The sequence below is a fragment of the Rahnella sp. CJA17(1/100) genome (assembly GCF_963881615.1).
Taxonomy (GTDB): Bacteria; Pseudomonadota; Gammaproteobacteria; order Enterobacterales; family Enterobacteriaceae; genus Rahnella; species Rahnella aceris.
The window spans coordinates 160,490-180,024 of sequence record NZ_CAWOJA010000022.1; the positions used below are offsets into that span (position 1 = coordinate 160,490).

Consider the following 19,535-nt stretch of genomic DNA (forward strand, 5'->3'; position numbering starts at 1 on the left):
CATGCAAAAATTTTCATATCAGAAGATGTGCTTCCCGTGAGCTTTTATCCTCCCTGACTTCCCCGTGCAGTTATAGCGTGAAAGCTTTTGCAAAAAATCACGTTTCCCTCACAAATCCGGCTGCCTACTCTGCAGAAATACCTCACATGACACATCATCTGCGGCCAGGCCGACGGGTGGGAGAACGGACATGACAATTCAAATAAATACCGGGACAGCTGCGGTTGCAGGACGCAGAAAGATAAAGGCTTTACGCTGGTGGATGCTGGCGCTGTTTCTGCTCGGCGTGACGGTCAACTACGTCACCCGAAATTCTCTGGGGTTACTGGCGGCTGAACTGAAAACCAGCCTGAACATGACCACTGAACAATATTCTTATATCGTCGCGGCGTTTCAGGCGGCTTACACCATTTTCCAGCCATTGTGCGGCTGGCTGATAGATGTGATTGGCCTGAAGCTGGGCTTCCTGATTTGCGCCTCCATCTGGGCAGTGGTGTGTATGCTGCATGCGGGCGCGGGCAGTTGGATCCAACTCGCCGTTCTGCGCTTCTTTATGGGCAGTGCCGAAGCGGCGGCGACTCCGGCCAACGCCAAAGCGATTTCCGACTGGTTCCCGCGTAAAGAGCGTCCGGTTGCCGCGGGCTGGGCAGGCGTAGGCTTCTCGATTGGTGCCATGCTGGCCCCGCCGATTATCCTGGTCGCGCACGTGTCATTTGGCTGGCGTGGTGCGTTCCTGTTCTGCGGCGTGCTGTCGATGCTGTGGGTTCTGCTGTGGTGGAAGTTCTACCATTCACCGGAAACGCATCCGAATCTGAGCAAAGATGAACTGGCGCTGATCCGTTCAGATAACGAGCCGCAACAAACGCGTCTGCCGTTTATCAAATCGCTGAAAATTGTCTGTAAAAACAAGAAATTCTACGGTATCGCCATTCCGGCATTTCTGGCTGAACCTGCGTGGGCGGTGTTCAGTTTCTGGGTGCCGTTGTATCTCGCCAATGAACGTGGGATGGATTTAAAACACATTGTGATGTTTGCCTGGCTGCCGTTCCTGGCCGCCGACCTCGGCAGTATTGCCAGCGGATATCTCACCACGCTGTACCGCAAAGTTTTTGGCTGCACACGCATCAACTCCATCGTCGCCAGTTCTGTTACCGGCGCATTCATGATGCTGTCGCTGGCGCTGGTCGCCGTCACGCAAAGCCCGTACGCCGCCATTGCCCTGATCTCCATCGGCGGATTCGGTCATCAGGTGATTTCCTGCATGTTAAGCGCGGTGGTGGTGGAGACATTCGATAAAAGTCAGGTAGCGACGGTCAACGGTATGCGCGGTTCTTCGGCGTGGATCGCCAGTTTCCTGTTTTCACTGCTGATCGGCGCCGTTGCCGACAAAATGGGTTTCAATCCGCTGTTTATCGCGATGGGTTTCTTTGATTTGATCGGCGCAGTCTTCCTGGTTGCTCTGATCGCTGAACGCCGCAATCCGGCAAAAAGGGAGAGTCTATGAAGACGTTAAAACACTGGGAGCTTGCCGGGCAGGATGAAGCAGGCGTGGATTTGCGGGTTGATGGTAAACATCTGTTTTCTCTGCGTGTGCTGGAACAGGGTTTAATCCGCGTATTCATCCAGCGAAACGGCGAGCTTGCGCTGGATCGTACCTGGAGTATCGCACCACAAAATGATGCACCATGGGAAGGGCGTGACCGTCTGAGCAACGAAGGTTTTTCAGTGCCGGGTTATCAGCTCGAACAGGGCGACGATTGCCTGACACTGACCACTGAGGCGCTGCGCGTCACGGTGCATCAGCCGTTGTGGCTGGATTGGGAATATAAGAATGAGGCCGGTGTCTGGCAGCCGCTGGTAAAAGATCGGAAAACCGGCGCGTATATGCTCGGCGTGAAAAACGAAGCATCGGCGCACTATCAGCTGCGTGAGGCGCAGGATGGCGTGTACGGGCTGGGCGAGAAAGCCGGTGATCTCAACCGTAGCGGCCGCCGCTTTGAAATGCGTAATCTGGATGCGATGGGCTATAACGCCGCCAGCACCGATCCGCTGTATAAGCATATCCCGTTTACCCTGACGCGGCGCAATGGTGTCAGTTTTGGCGTTTTCTACGACAATCTCAGCAATGTCTGGCTTGATCTCGGCAATGAACTGGATAATTACCATCTGCCTTACCGTCGTTTCAGTGCCGAAGCGGGCGATCTGGACTACTACCTGTTTGTCGGCCCAACGTCACTCGACGTCACCAAAAAGCTGGTGCGCCTGACCGGTAAAACTACCTTTGGGCCGAAATGGAGTCTCGGTTACAGTGGCTCGACCATGTATTACACCGATGCGCCGGACGCTCAGCAACAGCTGATGAAATTCATCACGCTGTGTCAGCAACATCAAATTCCCTGCGATTCATTTCAGTTATCATCGGGTTACACCTCGATCGGCAACAAGCGTTACGTCTTTAACTGGAACTACGACAAAGTGCCTGAGCCGGAAGTGATGTCGAAAGCGTTTCTCGACGCTGGTATCCGTCTGGCGGCCAATATCAAACCTTGCCTGTTGCAGGATCACCCGCAATATGAACAGGTTGCTGAGCAGGGTTTATTTATCCGCGACAGCGAAAGCGACGTGCCGGAACGCTCAGTATTCTGGGATGACGAAGGTTCTCACCTCGATTTCACTCATCCGGCCGCTGTGCGCTGGTGGCAGAAAGGCGTGACGCAACAGCTGCTCGAAAAAGGCATCGGTTCGACGTGGAACGACAACAACGAGTATGAAGTCTGGGACAGCGATGCGCGTTGCCACGGTTTTGGCAAGTCTATCGCCATCAAACATATCCGTCCGGTGATGCCGTTGCTGATGATGCGTGCGTCGTTTGAAGCACAGCAAAACTTCGCGCCGGAAATCCGGCCATATCTGATTTCCCGCTCCGGCTGTTCCGGCATGCAGCGTTACGTGCAAACCTGGAGCGGTGATAACCGCACTAACTGGCAGACGCTGCGCTACAACACCCGCATGGGCATCGGCATGAGTTTATCCGGTTTGTATAACGTCGGGCATGACGTCGGCGGGTTCTCAGGCGATAAGCCGGATGCCGAACTGTTTGTCCGCTGGGTGCAAAACGGCGTGATGCATCCACGTTTCACCATTCATTCCTGGAATGATGATCACACGGTGAATGAGCCGTGGATGTATCCGCAGGTGACCCCGCTTATTCGTGATGCCATCCGTCTGCGTTATCGCTTATTGCCTTATTTCTACACCTTGCTGTGGCAGGCTCATGCGGATGACGAGCCGATGCTGCGCCCGACATTCCTCGACCACGAGCACGACAAAAACACCTTCGCGGAAACCGATGACTTCCTGATGGGACGTGATTTGCTTGTCGCCAGCGTGGTGGATGAGGGGCAGCGTGAGCGTAATGTTTATCTGCCTGATAACGGAATGGGCTGGTGCGATTTCTATACCGGCGAATGGTTTGCGGGCGGGCAGACAATCACCCTCGACGCACCACTGGATCGCCTGCCGCTGCTGGTGCGCGCCGGTGCTGCATTGCCGCAATCTTGCCGTCTGGCGCATGTTGAGGCCAGTAAAGATATGCTGCGTGAATTGCATGTGTATCCGGCACCGGGTCAGGTGACATCGTCAGGCATGCTGTTTGAAGATGACGGCGAAAGCCATCGCTGGGAGCAGAATCATGCGCTGTGGCTGAACTGGGATATCGCCAGTGACGATCAGCGAATCAACATCACGCTGACGCAGCGCGGCGATTTCAAACCGGCGTGGAAAACCCTGAGTATTGTGCTGCCGCAAGGCGAAACGCGTGAAGTTTGGGTGAATGGCGTGAAGACAAATAACTATAATCTGTAAGCTTTTCAATATCCTCCCCCTGCGAAGGGGGAGGGTGGGGGAAACCTAACGCTTATTTAACCGCACGTTTACGCACCTTCTTCTCTACCACAATCGATTTCACTTCACTTTCAATCCAGCCATCGGCCAGACGTGTTTTCAGTGTATCGCCCGGTGCAGTCTGCGTGGTTTTCTTCAGCAACGCGCCTTGCGGCGTGGTCGTCACGCTATAGCCGCGGGCGAGTGTTGCCAGCGGACTGACCCCTTCCAGTTGCGTACAGGCAGTACCGAAACGCTGACGGCTTTCGGTCAGTTGCGATGACATCGCCTGTTGCAGCCGGTACTGAAGCTGCTGAACCCGCTGCTGGGCGCGGTGAATGCGCGGCTGCGGTTGCTGCTGCGTGAGGCGTTGCTGCAAACGGTCGGTGCGGCGCAGCATCTGACGCAGCTGGTTTTGCATGGCTTCATCAAGACGACGGCGCAATTTGAACAGCGTCGTTTGCTGACGCGCCAGACGTAAATGCGGGTGCTGCTGTTGCAGGCGGTGATTCAGACGCGTAAAGCGCTGTGTAAGTTGCGCGAGATAATAATCCATCGCCATTTCGAGACGCTGCTGCTGCGACTGGATCTGGCGCAGCAATTCCAGCTGATTGCGGCTGATCAGTTCGGCAGCAGCAGATGGCGTCGGCGCACGTAAATCAGCAACAAAATCGGCAATCGTCACATCGGTTTCGTGGCCGACGGCGCTGACGATCGGAATGCGGCTGGCAAAAATCGCCCGTGCCACGCGCTCATCGTTAAAGCTCCATAAATCTTCCAGCGAACCGCCACCGCGCCCGACAATCAGGACATCGACTTCTTCCCGAGCGTTAGCCAGCTCAATGGCGCGGACGATTTGCCCCGGCGCATCCGCGCCCTGAACTGACGTCGGATAAATAATGACGGGTAACGACGGGTCGCGACGCTTTAAGACATTTAACACGTCATGCAGCGCGGCGCCGCTGGCGGAAGTAATCACACCCACGCATTTGGCCGGTGAGGGCAGCGGCTGTTTAAACTGCGCATCGAACAGACCTTCGGCGGCCAGTTGCTGTTTCAGCAGATCGAATTTTTGCTGCAATAAACCGTCGCCGGCTTCCTGCATACTTTCGGCAATCAGCTGATAATCGCCACGTGGCTCATACAAAGTAATGGTCGCGCGGACTAATACCTGCTGGCCATTTTGCGGGCGGAACGTTGTGCGGCGATTCGTGTTGCGGAACATGGCACATTTGACCTGAGCGCGGTCATCTTTGAGCGTAAAATACCAGTGGCCGGAGGACGGCTGAGAGAAGTTTGAAATCTCACCGGAGAGCCAGACCTGACCCATTTCGTTTTCCAGCAACTGTCGGACCGTCTGATTCAGGCGGCTTACGGTAAAAATAGGAGGCGAAGAAGGTAGTGACATGTGATCCAGATCAAATTCAAAAACAGAGACTTAATCGAACGATACTACATGCCCGCAAAAGGTAATCAAGAAGTTTTTGAAATAGTTCTGGTCGAAATGCCTACTCACCTGTATACTCCCGCTGCAATATTTTATCTTTTCCGCATCCACCTTGGTGAGATATTGCCCATGCTACGTATCGTAAAAGAAGCACTAACGTTCGACGACGTTCTCCTTGTTCCAGCCCACTCCACAGTTTTGCCTAATACTGCCGACCTCGGTACTCAACTGACCGCTAAAATCCGTCTGAATATCCCTATGCTGTCCGCAGCGATGGATACCGTGACTGAAGCGAATCTGGCGATTGCTCTGGCGCAGGAAGGCGGCCTCGGATTCATTCACAAGAACATGTCTATTGAGCGTCAGGCGGAAGAAGTCCGTCGCGTGAAGAAGCATGAAAGCGGCGTTGTTGCTGACCCTAAAACCGTCACGCCATCGACCACTTTGCGTCAGGTTAAAGAACTCACCGAAATTAACGGTTTTGCCGGTTATCCGGTCGTGACTGAAGAAAACGAACTGGTCGGTATTATTACCGGTCGTGACGTGCGCTTCGTGACCGATCTGGAACAGCCTGTCACTGCGGTCATGACGCCGAAAGAACGTCTGGTCACCGTCAAAGAAGGCGAAGCCCGCGAAGTCGTGCTGCAAAAAATGCACGAAAAACGCGTAGAGAAAGCGCTGGTGGTTGACGCGCAATTCCATCTGCTCGGTATGATCACCGTAAAAGACTTCCAGAAAGCCGAACGTAAACCGAATGCCTGTAAAGATGAGCAGGGCAGCCTGCGCGTCGGTGCAGCGGTTGGCGCCGGTGCGGGCAACGAAGAACGTATCGATGCGCTGGTTGCTGCCGGTGTTGACGTTCTGTTGATCGACTCTTCTCACGGCCATTCCGAAGGCGTTCTGGAACGTATCCGCGCAACCCGCGCGAAATACCCGGATCTGCAAATCATTGGCGGTAACGTTGCGACTGGCGCAGGTGCTCTGGCACTGGCGAAAGCAGGCGTGAGCGCGGTGAAAGTCGGTATCGGTCCTGGTTCAATCTGTACCACCCGTATCGTGACCGGCGTGGGTGTTCCGCAAATCACCGCCGTTTCTGACGCGGTTGAAGCGCTGGAAGGCACCGGTATTCCGGTTATCGCTGACGGCGGTATCCGCTTCTCCGGCGACATCGCTAAAGCTATCGCTGCCGGCGCAAGCTGTGTGATGGTCGGCGGGATGCTGGCGGGTACTGAAGAATCTCCGGGCGAAATCGAGCTGTATCAGGGCCGTTCATACAAATCTTACCGCGGCATGGGTTCTCTGGGCGCGATGTCCAAAGGCTCTTCAGACCGTTACTTCCAGACTGATAACGCTGCTGACAAACTGGTACCGGAAGGTATCGAAGGTCGCGTGGCGTATAAAGGCCGTCTGAAAGAGATCATCCACCAGCAAATGGGCGGTCTGCGCTCCTGTATGGGGCTGACCGGTTGTGCTACCATCGACGACCTGCGCACCAAGGCTGAGTTTGTCCGCATCAGCGGTGCCGGGATCCAGGAAAGCCACGTACATGACGTGACGATTACCAAAGAGTCACCGAACTACCGCATGGGATCCTGACCCTAAAGACAGCGAGCTAAAGGCTCGCTGTCTGCTTTTAAGATTGTTAGAAAATTTAACCTGTTGTTTTAACGCTTTTATTGCTTTCTGGAAAACGCCCCCTCATGAGCGAAAATATTCACAAGCACCGTATCCTGATCCTCGATTTCGGCTCCCAGTACACCCAACTTGTTGCGCGCCGCGTGCGTGAACTGGGTGTCTATTGCGAACTCTGGGCCTGGGACGTAACCGAAGCCCAAATCCGCGAATTCAATCCGAACGGGATCATCCTGTCCGGCGGCCCGGAAAGTACCACCGAGCATGACAGCCCGCGTGCACCAGACTATGTCTTCGAAGCCGGTGTACCGGTTCTGGGCGTCTGCTACGGCATGCAAACCATGGCGATGCAGTTAGGCGGCCATGTTGAAGGCTCTAACGAGCGCGAATTTGGTTATGCGCAGGTTGAAGTTCAGACTGAAAGTGCGCTGATCCGTGACATTCAGGATGCCCTGAGCGAGAACAACAAACCGTTGCTCGACGTCTGGATGAGCCACGGCGATAAAGTGACGGCCATCCCGTCTGATTTTGTGACCGTTGCCAGCACTGAGACTTGTCCGTTTGCCATTATGGCCAACGAAGAAAAACGCTTCTACGGTGTGCAGTTCCATCCGGAAGTGACGCATACCCGTCAGGGCCTGCGTATGCTCGAACGTTTCATCATGGATATCTGCGAGTGCGAAGCCCTGTGGACGCCGGCAAAAATCATTGAAGATGCCGTTGAACGTCTGCGTGTGCAGATTGGCGACGATCATGTGATCCTCGGCCTGTCCGGTGGCGTTGACTCTTCCGTGACCGCCATGTTGCTGCACCGCGCCATTGGCGACCGTCTGACTTGCGTGTTCGTCGATAACGGTCTGCTGCGTCTTAACGAAGCAGATCAGGTGCTGGAAATGTTCGGTGACCGTTTCGGTCTGAACATCGTTCATGTCGCTGCGGAAGAGCGCTTCCTGTCTGCGCTGGCAGGCGTTGATGAACCTGAGGCCAAACGTAAAATCATCGGCCGCGTCTTTGTTGAAGTGTTCGATGAAGAAGCCTGCAAGCAGGATGAAGTGAAATGGCTGGCGCAGGGCACCATCTACCCTGACGTGATTGAATCCGCAGCCTCGGCCACCGGTAAAGCGCACGTGATCAAATCGCACCACAACGTGGGCGGTTTGCCGAAAGAAATGAAACTGGGTCTGGTTGAGCCGCTGAAAGAACTGTTCAAAGACGAAGTACGTAAAATCGGTCTGGAACTCGGCCTGCCGTATGACATGCTTTACCGTCACCCGTTCCCGGGTCCGGGTCTGGGCGTTCGCGTGCTGGGCGAAGTGAAGAAAGAGTACTGCGACCTGTTGCGTCGCGCCGATGCTATCTTCATCGAAGAACTGCATAAAGCCGACCTGTATAACAAAGTCAGCCAGGCCTTCACCGTCTTCCTGCCTGTCCGCTCCGTTGGTGTGATGGGCGATGGCCGTAAATACGACTGGGTCGTTTCCCTGCGTGCAGTAGAAACCATCGATTTCATGACCGCGCACTGGGCACACCTGCCGTACGATTTCCTTGGCCGCTGCTCCAACCGCATCATCAACGAAGTCGACGGTATCTCCCGTGTTGTCTATGACATCTCGGGCAAACCACCGGCAACGATTGAGTGGGAATGATTTCGCGTCTGGCAACAGCCTGCACGTTAAAGCAATAAACACCTCTAAGCCCGCGTAAATGCGGGCTTTTTGATATCTGTCAGATATCAGACGGCCGTTTCAACCTTATCATGTGATTCTTTCCATAGTTTATTCAACTGTACCTGTACTATCTTTAACCGGTGGTGCAAAACGATGCAGTGCTAATGGACGACGGATATCTATCGTAAAGGTAGTCGTACTCACTCTTATATTCAGGCCTTATAGTTTCTCTATGGAATCGAATCCTCACGCGCCGTTGGCCAGTTTTATTGATCTCATGATGGATGCTGTTTTTGCGGTTGATGCCCATGCCAATATCGTTTTTGCGAGCGCATCATGCGAACGTATCTTTGGCTATACGCCGAAAGAAATGATCGGCAAAAACATGTTTGACATGATGCTGCCTGAAGATCGGGAAATAACCCGAAACTCGGTGGTGGGGATCATGTCTGGCAATCCTCAGTTTCATTTTGAGAACCGTTACATTCATAAGAATGGACAAGTAGTCAACATCATGTGGACGGCACGCTGGTCACCGGCTGATCAATTGCGCATTGGTGTTGCCCGAGATATTACCGAACGCAAACGATCCGAATTGTTGCAGTCTGCGCTTTATTCTATTTCTGAAGCTGCACATACCGCCGAAGATTTACTCAAGTTATTCCAGCGCATTCATGAGATCGTCGGCACGCTGCTGCCCGTCGATAATTTCTCGGTGACGCTCTACGATGATGAAACCGGTAAACTTAGCTTCCCTTATCATGTGGATCAGTTTCTGCCGAGGCCAGACCCCTTTACCCTGATCCCAGGTACGTTCTACGCAGAGATTATTCATACCGGTCTGCCGCTGCTGCTCACACCTGAAACGATGGTTGCCCGCATGGAAGAATTGCGGGTCTCTTTTGGCATGAATCCATTCTGATGGCTGGGTGTTCCGCTCAAGTCGCATAAGGGCACGATTGGCGTGCTTATGGTCAAAAGCTACCCAGGTGGTGTGTGCTACAACGAACAGGATCAGGAGTTACTGCAGTTCGTTTCGACTCAAATAGCGACTGTCATTGAGCGTCAGCAAATGCAGGCTCGGCTGCAGTATATGGCGCAGTATGATCCACTGACCGACCTCCCGAATCGTGGTTTTTTGCATGACCGCCTGAAAGTCGCGCTCTCAACAGCACGTCGGGAGCAAGGTCAGTTGTCGCTGTTGTACATTGATCTCGACAAATTTAAACAGGTTAACGATACGCTTGGCCATGGTATTGGGGATTTACTGCTGCAGGGGGCCGCTGCGCGCCTGAAGTTGTGTGTGCGCGAATCGGACACCGTCGCTCGTGTCGGCGGCGATGAGTTTGTGGTTTTGCTTCAGGGGGTTTCCTTACCCGCGTCTGCTCGGGTAGCAGAGAAAATCCGTGACGCTTTCAATCCTCCTTTTACCCTGGAAGGCCACAGTTTGAACATCACGCCCAGTATCGGAATCGCACTCTATCCGGAGCATGGTAACGATGAACGTCAGCTTCTCGAATATGCCGATAACGCCATGTATGTAGCCAAAAACGGCAAAGCGCATTGAGAAAATAGCGATCAAATGGGAATAAGTTTTAGAGACATCTGCTATTTAAAATCCACAAAACGCCAGTGTGATTAAATTATCCACTGGCATTTTTTATGCCTGAAATTCTCTCAGATCCTTATTTCAAATGCGCCGCAAACCCATTTTTCTCCGGCGCAATTTCCGGTTTCAATATCAGTGACGGAATAGCGTAATCGCCGCCATTCTGCTGGCGGAATGAAATGGGTGTCGTGCTTTCTAATGTATCCAGCCGGTGAGACATCTCCGCGCAAATTTGCGCATAGCGGGTTTCATCCATGCGTCCGGTGCGGTAGAACACCAGCGGCGGGAGTACGCTGAAGCCCGGATAGTGCAGGATGCCGTGATGGATCGGGAACAGCAGCTCGTCGATAGGGCCATTAATCCCACGCGCACTGTAATGCGGTTCCCAGCCGCCGGTCGTGACCATCAGCATGGCGCGTTTACCGGCCATTTTGCCTTCTCCGTAACGGTCGCCCCAGTGCGTGTCGGAATGTTCACCGACGCCGTAAGCAAATCCATAGGCATAAACGCGTTCCACCCAGCCTTTCATAATCGCGGGCATTGAAAACCACCATAGCGGGAACTGAAATATCACGGTATCAGCCCACTGTAATTTTTCCTGTTCGGCGGCAATATCATGGCTTTGCGTGCCATTCTGGTAAGCGCGCTGTGAATCCTGCGAAGGTTGAAAAGGCCCTGATGAAGGCCCGGTGTTATCTCCGGCATCCAGCGCGGCTTTCCATTGCATGTCATACAAATCCGATATCTGCACATTGTGCCCGGCGGCCTGCAAATGACTGACCGCAAAATCTTTCAGCGAGCCGTTCAGTGATTGTGATTCAGGGTGGGCATAGACGATCAATACATTCATGACGAATTCTCCGCTAAGTGGTAAACGCAGAGTAGGTTGTTGTCAGGTATAGTTGAAATGAATTGATCATATAGCAGGTATAGCGATGAGTAATTTCGGCCGTTTGGATCTCAATTTGTTGCTGACGCTGGATGTCCTGCTCGCCGAGCAAAACGTCACGCGTGCGGCGCAACGCCGTAATCTTTCACAACCTTCAGTCAGCGTTCAGCTCGCGAAGTTGCGGGAATTTTTTGATGACCCTTTGCTGCTGCCGGGACCACGGGGGATGCGGCCGACCGCGCGTGCTGATGAATTACGTGAGCCGCTGCGACGGGCACTGGCCGCGCTGGAGCAGGCCGTATCTGCGGGTGAAGTGTTTGACCCCTCGACGGCAAAGAATACCTGGAATCTGGGGGCGGCAGATTATGGCGAATCGACCATTGTGCTGCCCGCGTTACGGGCATTACGTAGAGCCGCACCTTCTGCACGGCTGGCTATTTTTGAAACGTCACCTGCGCGGATTATCCGCAAAATGGAGCAGGGTACGCTGGATCTCGCATTCCATACCGGCGAGGCGGTGATGAATGGCCTGCACAGCCGATTATTGTTTGCTGAACGTTATGTTTTGGTGAGCAGAAAAGGACATCCGCAGGTTAAAGGCGAGATATCGCGTTCAGCGTTTTGCGCACTGGAACATGTGATCGTTTCACCCGATGGTGGGGGTTTCTATGGCAATACTGACATCGCGCTGGCGGCCACTGGATTATCGCGCCGCGTCGTCATGTCAGTGCCGCATTTCCTGTTTGTCGTTCAGGTGCTGATGACCACTGATCTGGTGGCGATGTTGCCGGAACGTCTGGTACGTGGAAATCCTGCTTTGCAGGTTACTACACCGCCGCTGGATGTCCCGGGGTTCGAGATGTACATGGTCTGGCACGAGCGCGCTCATCGTGATCCTGCACATCAGTGGCTGCGTGAGTTTATCGCTGATTCAGTCTGAAAAAAGGCAGCCTTACGACTGCCTGTGTCTGACGGTGCGAAAAACCGGAGCTTATTCGTTGAACAGCTTGGTATCATTCGCCAGGCTATCTACCACAACTTTTAAATCGTTGGCGGTAACTTTCTGCTTATCATTAGAAACTTGTTTACCGAATCCTTTACGCACGACTTTGATCACCGGTTTGCCAGTACTGGCGTCGATCAGCTCACCTTCGAAATACACTTCAGTATCACGCGTGCGGTGGCCTGTCGCGGTTTGAGTACCGGCAATAACCAGCGCGACCGGGACGACTTCATAGAACTGCAAACCTTCTGCCGACGTGTTCACACCGGTGATCGCGCCTTTGAAAATCAATGTGCGCGGCCCTGCGTGATCTGTCAGTGGCAGGCGCTCTGCCAGTGCAGGTTTCATGCGGCTGTTGGCGTAATCCAGCACCCCCTGCAAGGTGGATTTGTCGATCTGCGCCGTAGGCTGCGGTTCCGGGTAGAATTTAATCGGTTCGTATTTGATGTAAGAATAATTTTCTTTCTTAAACGAAGGATCGATCCAGCGCAGAACCGGATTTCCTCCAGCCGTTTTCACTTCCTTAAGGCCGGAATAATCGCCTAAAAAACCTGAGTATTTTTCCGTCTTGGTAATGTGGCTGGTACAACCGGCCAGGAACAGTGCGCCAGTCACTGCGGCGATCTGCATCAGTTTTATTGTTTTCATTCGTACCCTCGAAATATTTTAAGGAAGACCAAGTATGTATAGCACCGCTGCGGAATTTAACCTCTTAACGACAAAGAAAAATTGATATTCATCAGGATCGCGAAAATACAGTTCTGTGAGGTAATCATTTCTTCCTTAATTATTTTTTTGATGAATGAAACAAATAGTATTCACCTTTTGGACTGTCCCCCGTAGAGATGATGTTCCAGCCTTTTGACAGATAAAAAGCAACTGATTTTTTACTCTTTACTAAGCATTTCAGCGATCCCTGACGGGTAAACGCTTCTTCCGCAGCCTGAAGCAATGCTGAACCTGCACCGGTTCCCTGATATTGCGGATCAACAAACAGGTTATGCAGGAAATTTTCCTGAGTGAAAATTGAGGCGAATCCCAGTAAATGTCCGTCACGTTCTGCCACCAGAATCGTCTCGCCGATCACTGCGTGGTCAAAATCTTCCAGCTGAAAATCGTCTTCCAGCCATGTCCAGGTATGCTTGCGTGAGGCCAGATACAACGTGCGTAAAAACGGGCGGTCTGCTTCTTCATAAGGACGGACAATAAGTGATGAGGACAAGTAAAACTCCTGAGGAAATTTTTCATCAACGTGTGTTGTTCATGTCTGTTTCCTGATACTGCCAGTGAAGCGGAGTGAGTTCAATTACGTTGGCTGATCGGTTTTTTTAACGCATTTCCTGATTGATCTTCTGACCTTCGCCGCCAATAATGTTCCCTTGACTCGGGGTGCCCGCTGCAAAGCAGGGCTGAGATTTTACCCGTATTACCTGATCTGGATTATGCCAGCGTAGGGAAGTCAGGTATCTCTCCTGATACCGCCTTCCTGAGTGCCGGTGGGGAGATTTATGAATACCCGACCTACCTTTTTGCCCGGCGCCTTAGCCGCCACTTCTCTGAAACAACTCCGCCTTTCAGCGCCGCTGGTTCACTGCCTGACCAACGATGTGGTGCAATCTTTTACCGCCAATGTCCTGCTGGCGCTGGGTGCATCTCCGGCGATGGTGGTTGATCCCGCCGAAGCGGCGCAATTTGGCGCCATTGCCGATGCCTTATTGGTGAACGTCGGCACGCTGACACATCCCCATGCCGATGCGATGCGGGCGGCTATTCACGCAGCCAGTCAGGCCGGAAAGCCCTGGGTGCTGGATCCGGTTGCCGTCGGTGGCCTGAGCTGGCGTACAGAATTCTGTCGTGAAATCATCATACTTAAACCTGCCGCAATCCGCGGTAATGCCTCGGAAATCCTGGCTCTCAGCGGCCTCAGTGCGTCCGGGCGCGGCGTGGACAGCGGTGATGATTCCCTTTCTGCCTTACCTGCCGCACAGCAACTGGCGCGGGAGACCGGTGCGGTAGTGGCCGTGACGGGGGAAACTGATTACGTCACCGACGGGATGCGCAGTTGGGCGGTGGCTGGCGGACATCCGATGATGACCCGCATGGTGGGTACCGGATGCGCATTATCTGCGGTGGTGGCGGCCTTTGTGGCTTTGCCGGGTGATCGCCTGGATAACGTGGCCGCCGCCTGCCGGGTGATGTCCTGTGCCGGCGAGCGCGCCTGTGCGGTCGTGAAGGGGCCGGGCAGTTTCACGCCTGAATACCTCGATAATCTGTATTTAATGGGCGAGGAATGGCTGAATGGCGAGGAAATGCAATGAAACGTATTAATGCACTGACGATTGCAGGTACAGATCCGAGTGGCGGGGCGGGGATCCAGGCGGATTTGAAAACCTTCTCGGCGCTGGGTGCGTACGGCACCAGTGTGATCACCGCGCTGGTGGCGCAGAACACCCGTGGTGTGCAGTCGGTCTATAACATTGAGCCAGATTTCGTTTCAGCACAGCTCGATTCCGTACTGAGCGATGTGCGGATCGACAGTGCGAAAATCGGCATGCTGGCGAATAGTCAGATTGTGGAGGCGGTTGCGGAGCGACTCAGACATTATCAGCCGCCGTTTGTGGTGCTGGATACCGTGATGCTGGCGAAAAGTGGCGATCCGTTACTGCTGCCGGAGGCCGTGGATGCCGTGCGTCGTTTGCTGATCCCGCAGGCTTCCCTTATTACGCCAAATCTGCCCGAAGCGGCGGCGTTACTGGAATGTGCGGTGGCGGCGAATGAAACCGAAATGCGTGAGCAGGGAGAAGCCTTACTGGCGATGGGATGTGGTGCCGTGCTGATGAAAGGGGGACATCTGAGTGATGAGGAAAGCCCTGACTGGTTGTTTGTGACCGGTTCCCGCGAGCGGTTTACTGCGCCGCGTGTGAATACCCGACATACTCATGGCACCGGTTGCACGCTGTCGGCCGCGCTGGCCGCGTTACGTCCGCGTCATCACAACTGGGCCGATACGGTACGCGAAGCCAAAGCCTATTTACAGCAGGCGCTGATGCAGGCCGACTCACTGGAAGTCGGCCACGGTATCGGGCCTGTGCATCATTTCCACCGCTGGTGGTAACCGCGGATTATGCCTGGTGCTGGGTTTCGCTCAGCGCCTGTTCAACCTGATGAAATTTCGTCAGCGCCTGTTGCAAATGAACGGCATCAAACGGGTTCAGCGGATAGAATTTTTCTTCTTTACGCGGGCGCAGCATGACGCGGATTTTAGTTGCTGACATCCGTTCAAACAGATAGCTGGCAATATCGTCGTTCTCCTCGTCCTGCCACGACAGCAGCAATGCCGCATGCTCACCGCTGCGGCGGCCAATAAATTGTCCGTGTGACCACAGCCCTTCAAATTCGCCATCCTTTTGCAGTTTTTTGCCACTGAACCACGGTGATTCAGCCTGCGTCAGGAGGGCTTGCGGCGTGATATCCGCATACAACTGGCGCCACTGCGGGCGGTTGTTATCCATCTGCCAGCAGGCCATGCCGAGATAATCGTTCAGTTCACGCCAGTCCTGTTCCAGTTTCTCCCTGAGTTCAGGATCCTGCACATGCATGAACTGTTGCAGGCCGGTCGCCTGCTCACCCAGCTTGTTATAGGCAATAACGGTCATGGTGCGGGGCTTACGGCGGAATGTGACCCACAGCAGCACTTTGGGGATGCGGAAAGTGATGGCCTGAACGGTGAGTTTGTAACGGTTGCCACGTGACATCACCAGGCCGCTGGAAGTGCCCCGTTTGTCCTGATAATTTCTCACCAGTACCACGCTGTTCTGTCCCATCCAGCCCGTGACGTAATGTTCTTTTTCGCTTTCTGCCACGTCCAGATCATGAACGATCTGGGTGATTTTCTCGTTATCGAGCTGGGAGAGGGACAGTGACTGATCGGCACTGTAGTAGCTTTTTTTCAGGGCGGCTGCGGCTGGCATAAAAGTATCCACGATATTGATGTGGTTTACAGCTTACACCAAGTTGTCATACAGATTTTAGGGATAACCCGCAAAATTTGATCGCTGTCGTTCACTGTTTGTGTATTACAACGTCCTTTTACTTACTCGGCATCAAACCAGTCACTGTTCTGTTCGGCAATGGGGGTAATGGTGGAAATCATTTCCTGCAAATGAATGCGGATAGCTTTTTCAGCGGCGTCCGGGTCATGCGCTTTCAGCCCGTCAAAAATCGCATAATGTTGTGCAATCAGATTTTCCGGCGGTGACACTTTACTGAGTGTCAAAAAGCGGACGCGATCCATTGTCGCTTTGATGTGCTCGACGGTTTCCCATGCCAGGCGGCAGTCGATGATCTGCGCAATCGTGCGGTGGAACTCATCATCCAGCAGCAGGAATTCCTGCGTTTGCTGACTCTTTGCCGCCAGCGTCTGACGCTCAAGATTATGTTCGAGCAAGGCCAGATCTTTATCGGTGGCGACCATGGCTGCACGGCGTACCACGGCGGTTTCGACTGCTTCGCGAATGAAGCGTCCGTCGGCAACCCGCTTGGAGGAAATTTTCATTACATAGGTGCCGCGTTGCGGTAAAACCTGAACCAGCCCGGCTTCGGCCAGTTTGATAAAAGCTTCGCGAACCGGCTGGCGGGACACATTAAAGCGTGTGGAAATCTCTTTCTCCGACAGGAATGCCCCCGGCGCGATGGCACAGGTGACGATGTCCTGACGCAAGGTGCGGTAAATCTGCTGATTAACCGGCACATTACTGAGAAATTCAAAGGAGTCTGTCATGGGCAAAAGTTGTCTTTAAAGTCGGGAAACGACAATACTAACATGAGTTTTCTGATGTTTTTGAGATTGTTAGCGCAAGCTTTCATCAAATTATTGGGAGTTTATATGCTCCCGGCAATACAGCTTTTTATAGGCCGCTGGTGTAATACCCAGCAGTTTACGAAATACCCGGCGAAAATACGCCACATCGTTAAACCCCGTCAGGCGTGCCACGTCCGCCACATTGCCGGTATTGGCCAGTAACAGCTTTTCTGCTGCAGTGACACGTTGTTTATGCAGCGCATCCGTCAGCGTCATCTGAAAGGTCAGGCGGAAAACCCGCCCGAGATAATCGGCGTTACAGTGCAGCCGCTGCGCCAGCTCAGAGGCCCCCAGTGGTAGATGAAACTGTGTGGTGATCAGCTGACGGGCTTTGTAGGCCAGCGCCACGCCGGGGCCGCCGGGTTCGATATTCTCCGGCCAGGCGCGCGAGACTTCCTCTAACAGCAAAATCAGGAACAGCTCAAGAGAATTACCGCCGCGTTCCTGTTCATATAAAAATAATCTGAACAGCGTTAACAGGGTTTCACTGTCCCTGACTTTACAATGCTGTGGAATATTTAGCTGTAAAGAGGGACTATTTTGCTGTGGTTTAATGATTGCTATATCTTCCACAATATCAAAATGCAGCCAGTAAAATTTTAAATCGGGATCAAAGGTTGTGACGCCTTTATGTTCCCTGCCGGGAAATAACAGTAAACTTTCTCCTGTATGCAAATCAAAACGCGTATTTTCTTCCTGTAAAGACAATGAGCCACGGACGACATAAATTAATTCGTGCGAACTCAGGCGTCGGGTCGGATGTGTGCCAATTCCTCTGGAAATGAACAGGCCACCGTTTTGCACTTTAACCGGGTAATTTACGGAGAACGCAAACATTTCAGGCATTTTAAGGCACTCACCAGGCAAGGTTTGCCTGACAGTAGCACAGGAAACGTGCACCATCAGCCGGGTATGAAGAGGTTTTGATCTGCTTCACAGATTCTGGATGTGAGTCGGAATTGTCCCGTTTAACTACTTTTCTCTCCTCTTGTTGGCATGAGAACCCTATGCCAGATTTATGGCGTACCTTATTTCATCTCAGGGCTGATACGAATAATTAGCCTTATTCATTGTGTTCCTACAGCTTATAAATAACGATATAAAAGCGAGGAAAGATAATGCCAACAGATTCAGTTAATACAGGTTCTGCACCGGTAAACGGTGAGGACAGAATACTTTCTGCTAATGCCAAACTTTCTGTCAGTGAAAAAATCGGTTATGGATTAGGTGACGCCGGTGGCACGATAATTACCTGTCTTATCACCAGTTTTCTGACATTCTTTTATACCGATGTTTTCGGACTGACACCTGCGATTGTCGGTACGCTGTTTATTTCGCTGCGTGTGATTGACGCGATTTCCGATCCGCTGATGGGCATTCTGGCTGACCGCACGCAAAGCCGCTGGGGACGTTTTCGTCCCTGGCAGTTATGGATCGCGTTGCCTATTGGCGTGGTCGGATTTCTCACTTTTACGGTACCCGGCCTGAGTGGCGATGCCAAAATTGCCTACGCCTTCTTCACCTATTTCCTGCTCTCCGTGTCCTATACGGCAATCAACGTGCCGTACTGCGCGCTGATTAACACCATGACCACTGATCATCGCGAAGTGATGTCTTGTCAGTCGTGGCGCTTTGTACTGTGCGGAGTGGCGGGCTTTATGGTTTCCGTCGGGCTGCCGTGGCTGGTGCAGGTGTTGGGTAAAGGCAATGCGGCGGTGGGATATCAGCAGGGCGTAGGGTTGCTTTGCGCAGTTGCTGTGGTGATGTTCCTGTGGTGCTTCTTCACGGTACGCGAACGCCTGCCCCTTGCACTGCTCGGGCAATTCAGCGTTAAGGAACACATTCGCGGGATGCTGAAAAACGATCAGTTGCTGCTGGTTTTACTGATGTCTTTCCTGCTGATCAACGTGTTCAATCTGCGTGGCGGCGGCTACATGTATTTCATCACTTATGTGCTGAAAGGCGGGGCGGGCTACGCCTCTATGTTCTTCGGCATGGTAACGCTGGCATCCATTCTTGGCGCGGTGATCGTCAATCAGCTGACCAAATTTATCGACAGCGTGCGGCTGTATATGTTGACTAATCTGGTACTGGCGGTGTTTTCCCTGATGCTGTGGTTTGTCCCTGCCGGTGAACATTATCAGACGCTGTGGCTCGGTATCATCTTTGTACACTGTGTGATCCTCGGGTTCACCTTGCCGCTGCACTTTTCCATCATGGCGTTCGCCGACGATTACGGGCACTGGAAAAATGGTATCCGTTCCTCCGGCATGAACTTTGCCTTCAATCTGTTCTTTATCAAACTGGCCTGGGCATCAAGTGCCGGGATCATCAGCCTGGTCTTCATTCTGGTCTCTTATCAGGCTGGCGCAGAGCATCAGACCGCAGCGTCGCTCGGCGGGATCACTTTGCTGGAAACATTGTTGCCTGCGGCGATGCATCTGCTGCTGGCGGGAACGCTGATGTTTTGCAAACTCGATAACAAATTGCTGTCGCGGATGTCGCACGATTTGGCCGCAAAAATCTAATTTACTGTTTTTCAGGA

General features: G+C 53.0%; 17 protein-coding genes and 1 riboswitch. Of the genes, 10 read left to right on the forward strand and 7 right to left on the reverse strand.

Features of this window, described 5'->3' with window-relative positions:
* Positions 1–190 precede the first annotated feature (190 nt).
* Together AACU55_RS12215 and AACU55_RS12220 are read left to right on the forward strand one after the other, a co-directional pair.
* Complete coding sequence (locus AACU55_RS12215) at positions 191–1,504, forward strand: MFS transporter (protein ID WP_134705519.1); 1,314 nt, start codon at positions 191–193, stop codon at positions 1,502–1,504.
* Positions 1,501–3,864: a glycoside hydrolase family 31 protein gene (locus AACU55_RS12220; protein ID WP_134705520.1), complete on the forward strand. Its 2,364-nt coding sequence runs from the start codon at positions 1,501–1,503 to the stop codon at positions 3,862–3,864. The genes AACU55_RS12215 and AACU55_RS12220 overlap by 4 nt, the downstream gene beginning before the upstream one ends.
* A 52-nt stretch (positions 3,865–3,916) precedes the next feature.
* On the opposite strand, the gene xseA is transcribed toward AACU55_RS12220, so the two are convergent.
* Positions 3,917–5,290 (reverse strand): exodeoxyribonuclease VII large subunit, encoded by a 1,374-nt coding sequence (gene xseA, locus AACU55_RS12225; protein ID WP_134705521.1) that lies wholly within the window; start codon positions 5,288–5,290, stop codon positions 3,917–3,919.
* Between the two features lie 168 nt (positions 5,291–5,458).
* Here xseA and guaB point away from each other — a divergent pair, with 168 nt between their 5' ends.
* The 4 genes from guaB to AACU55_RS12245 all read left to right on the forward strand — a co-directional run bounded on the left by guaB (position 5,459) and on the right by AACU55_RS12245 (position 10,195).
* Positions 5,459–6,925, forward strand: a complete 1,467-nt coding sequence (gene guaB / locus AACU55_RS12230) for an IMP dehydrogenase (protein ID WP_167686138.1) — start codon at positions 5,459–5,461, stop codon at positions 6,923–6,925.
* A gap of 104 nt (positions 6,926–7,029) precedes the next feature.
* Positions 7,030–8,607, forward strand: a complete 1,578-nt coding sequence (gene guaA, locus AACU55_RS12235) for a glutamine-hydrolyzing GMP synthase (RefSeq protein ID WP_013574385.1) — start codon at positions 7,030–7,032, stop codon at positions 8,605–8,607.
* 253 nt (positions 8,608–8,860) lie between these two features.
* Positions 8,861–9,550, forward strand: coding sequence for a PAS domain S-box protein (locus tag AACU55_RS12240; RefSeq protein WP_240785632.1), 690 nt, complete (start codon positions 8,861–8,863; stop codon positions 9,548–9,550).
* A 48-nt stretch (positions 9,551–9,598) separates the two neighbouring features.
* Positions 9,599–10,195 carry a GGDEF domain-containing protein gene (locus AACU55_RS12245; RefSeq protein ID WP_240785635.1) on the forward strand — a complete coding sequence of 199 codons (597 nt, stop codon included), beginning with the start codon at positions 9,599–9,601 and terminating at the stop codon, positions 10,193–10,195.
* A gap of 118 nt (positions 10,196–10,313) precedes the next feature.
* Here the strand turns inward: AACU55_RS12245 and AACU55_RS12250 are convergent, their stop codons facing one another.
* Complete coding sequence (locus AACU55_RS12250; RefSeq protein WP_134705523.1) at positions 10,314–11,087, reverse strand: NAD(P)H-dependent oxidoreductase; 774 nt, start codon at positions 11,085–11,087, stop codon at positions 10,314–10,316.
* An 85-nt stretch (positions 11,088–11,172) separates the two neighbouring features.
* On the opposite strand from AACU55_RS12250, the gene AACU55_RS12255 reads away from it, so the two are divergent.
* On the forward strand, positions 11,173–12,066 hold the full coding sequence (locus AACU55_RS12255; RefSeq protein ID WP_037036394.1) for a LysR family transcriptional regulator: 894 nt from the start codon (positions 11,173–11,175) through the stop codon (positions 12,064–12,066).
* Between the two features lie 51 nt (positions 12,067–12,117).
* On the opposite strand, the gene AACU55_RS12260 is transcribed toward AACU55_RS12255, so the two are convergent.
* Entirely contained in the window at positions 12,118–12,777 is a 660-nt protein-coding gene (locus tag AACU55_RS12260) for a DUF3313 domain-containing protein (protein ID WP_134705524.1), read from the reverse strand.
* Positions 12,778–12,916: 139 nt separating this feature from the next.
* Complete coding sequence (locus AACU55_RS12265) at positions 12,917–13,351, reverse strand: GNAT family N-acetyltransferase (RefSeq protein WP_134705525.1); 435 nt, start codon at positions 13,349–13,351, stop codon at positions 12,917–12,919.
* Positions 13,352–13,504: 153 nt separating this feature from the next.
* Positions 13,505–13,603, forward strand: a riboswitch (TPP riboswitch).
* A 34-nt stretch (positions 13,604–13,637) separates the two neighbouring features.
* Here AACU55_RS12265 and thiM point away from each other — a divergent pair.
* A complete protein-coding gene (gene thiM, locus AACU55_RS12270) occupies positions 13,638–14,447 on the forward strand; it encodes a hydroxyethylthiazole kinase (RefSeq protein WP_134705526.1) in 810 nt (269 codons plus the stop codon).
* Positions 14,444–15,244: a bifunctional hydroxymethylpyrimidine kinase/phosphomethylpyrimidine kinase gene (gene thiD / locus AACU55_RS12275; protein WP_134705527.1), complete on the forward strand. Its 801-nt coding sequence runs from the start codon at positions 14,444–14,446 to the stop codon at positions 15,242–15,244. Before thiM ends, thiD begins: the two co-directional genes overlap by 4 nt.
* Before the next feature lie 7 nt (positions 15,245–15,251).
* Here thiD and AACU55_RS12280 read toward each other — a convergent pair whose 3' ends face one another.
* From AACU55_RS12280 to AACU55_RS12290, 3 genes are all read right to left on the reverse strand, one after another.
* Positions 15,252–16,100, reverse strand: coding sequence for a hypothetical protein (locus AACU55_RS12280; protein ID WP_134705528.1), 849 nt, complete (start codon positions 16,098–16,100; stop codon positions 15,252–15,254).
* Between the two features lie 122 nt (positions 16,101–16,222).
* A complete protein-coding gene (locus AACU55_RS12285) occupies positions 16,223–16,909 on the reverse strand; it encodes a GntR family transcriptional regulator (RefSeq protein WP_013574394.1) in 687 nt (228 codons plus the stop codon).
* Positions 16,910–16,999: 90 nt separating this feature from the next.
* Positions 17,000–17,836 carry an AraC family transcriptional regulator gene (locus AACU55_RS12290; RefSeq protein ID WP_134705529.1) on the reverse strand — a complete coding sequence of 279 codons (837 nt, stop codon included), beginning with the start codon at positions 17,834–17,836 and terminating at the stop codon, positions 17,000–17,002.
* A gap of 272 nt (positions 17,837–18,108) precedes the next feature.
* Between AACU55_RS12290 and AACU55_RS12295 the strand changes: the two genes are divergently transcribed.
* Complete coding sequence (locus AACU55_RS12295) at positions 18,109–19,518, forward strand: MFS transporter (protein ID WP_015689482.1); 1,410 nt, start codon at positions 18,109–18,111, stop codon at positions 19,516–19,518.
* Positions 19,519–19,535: the final 17 nt, after the last annotated feature.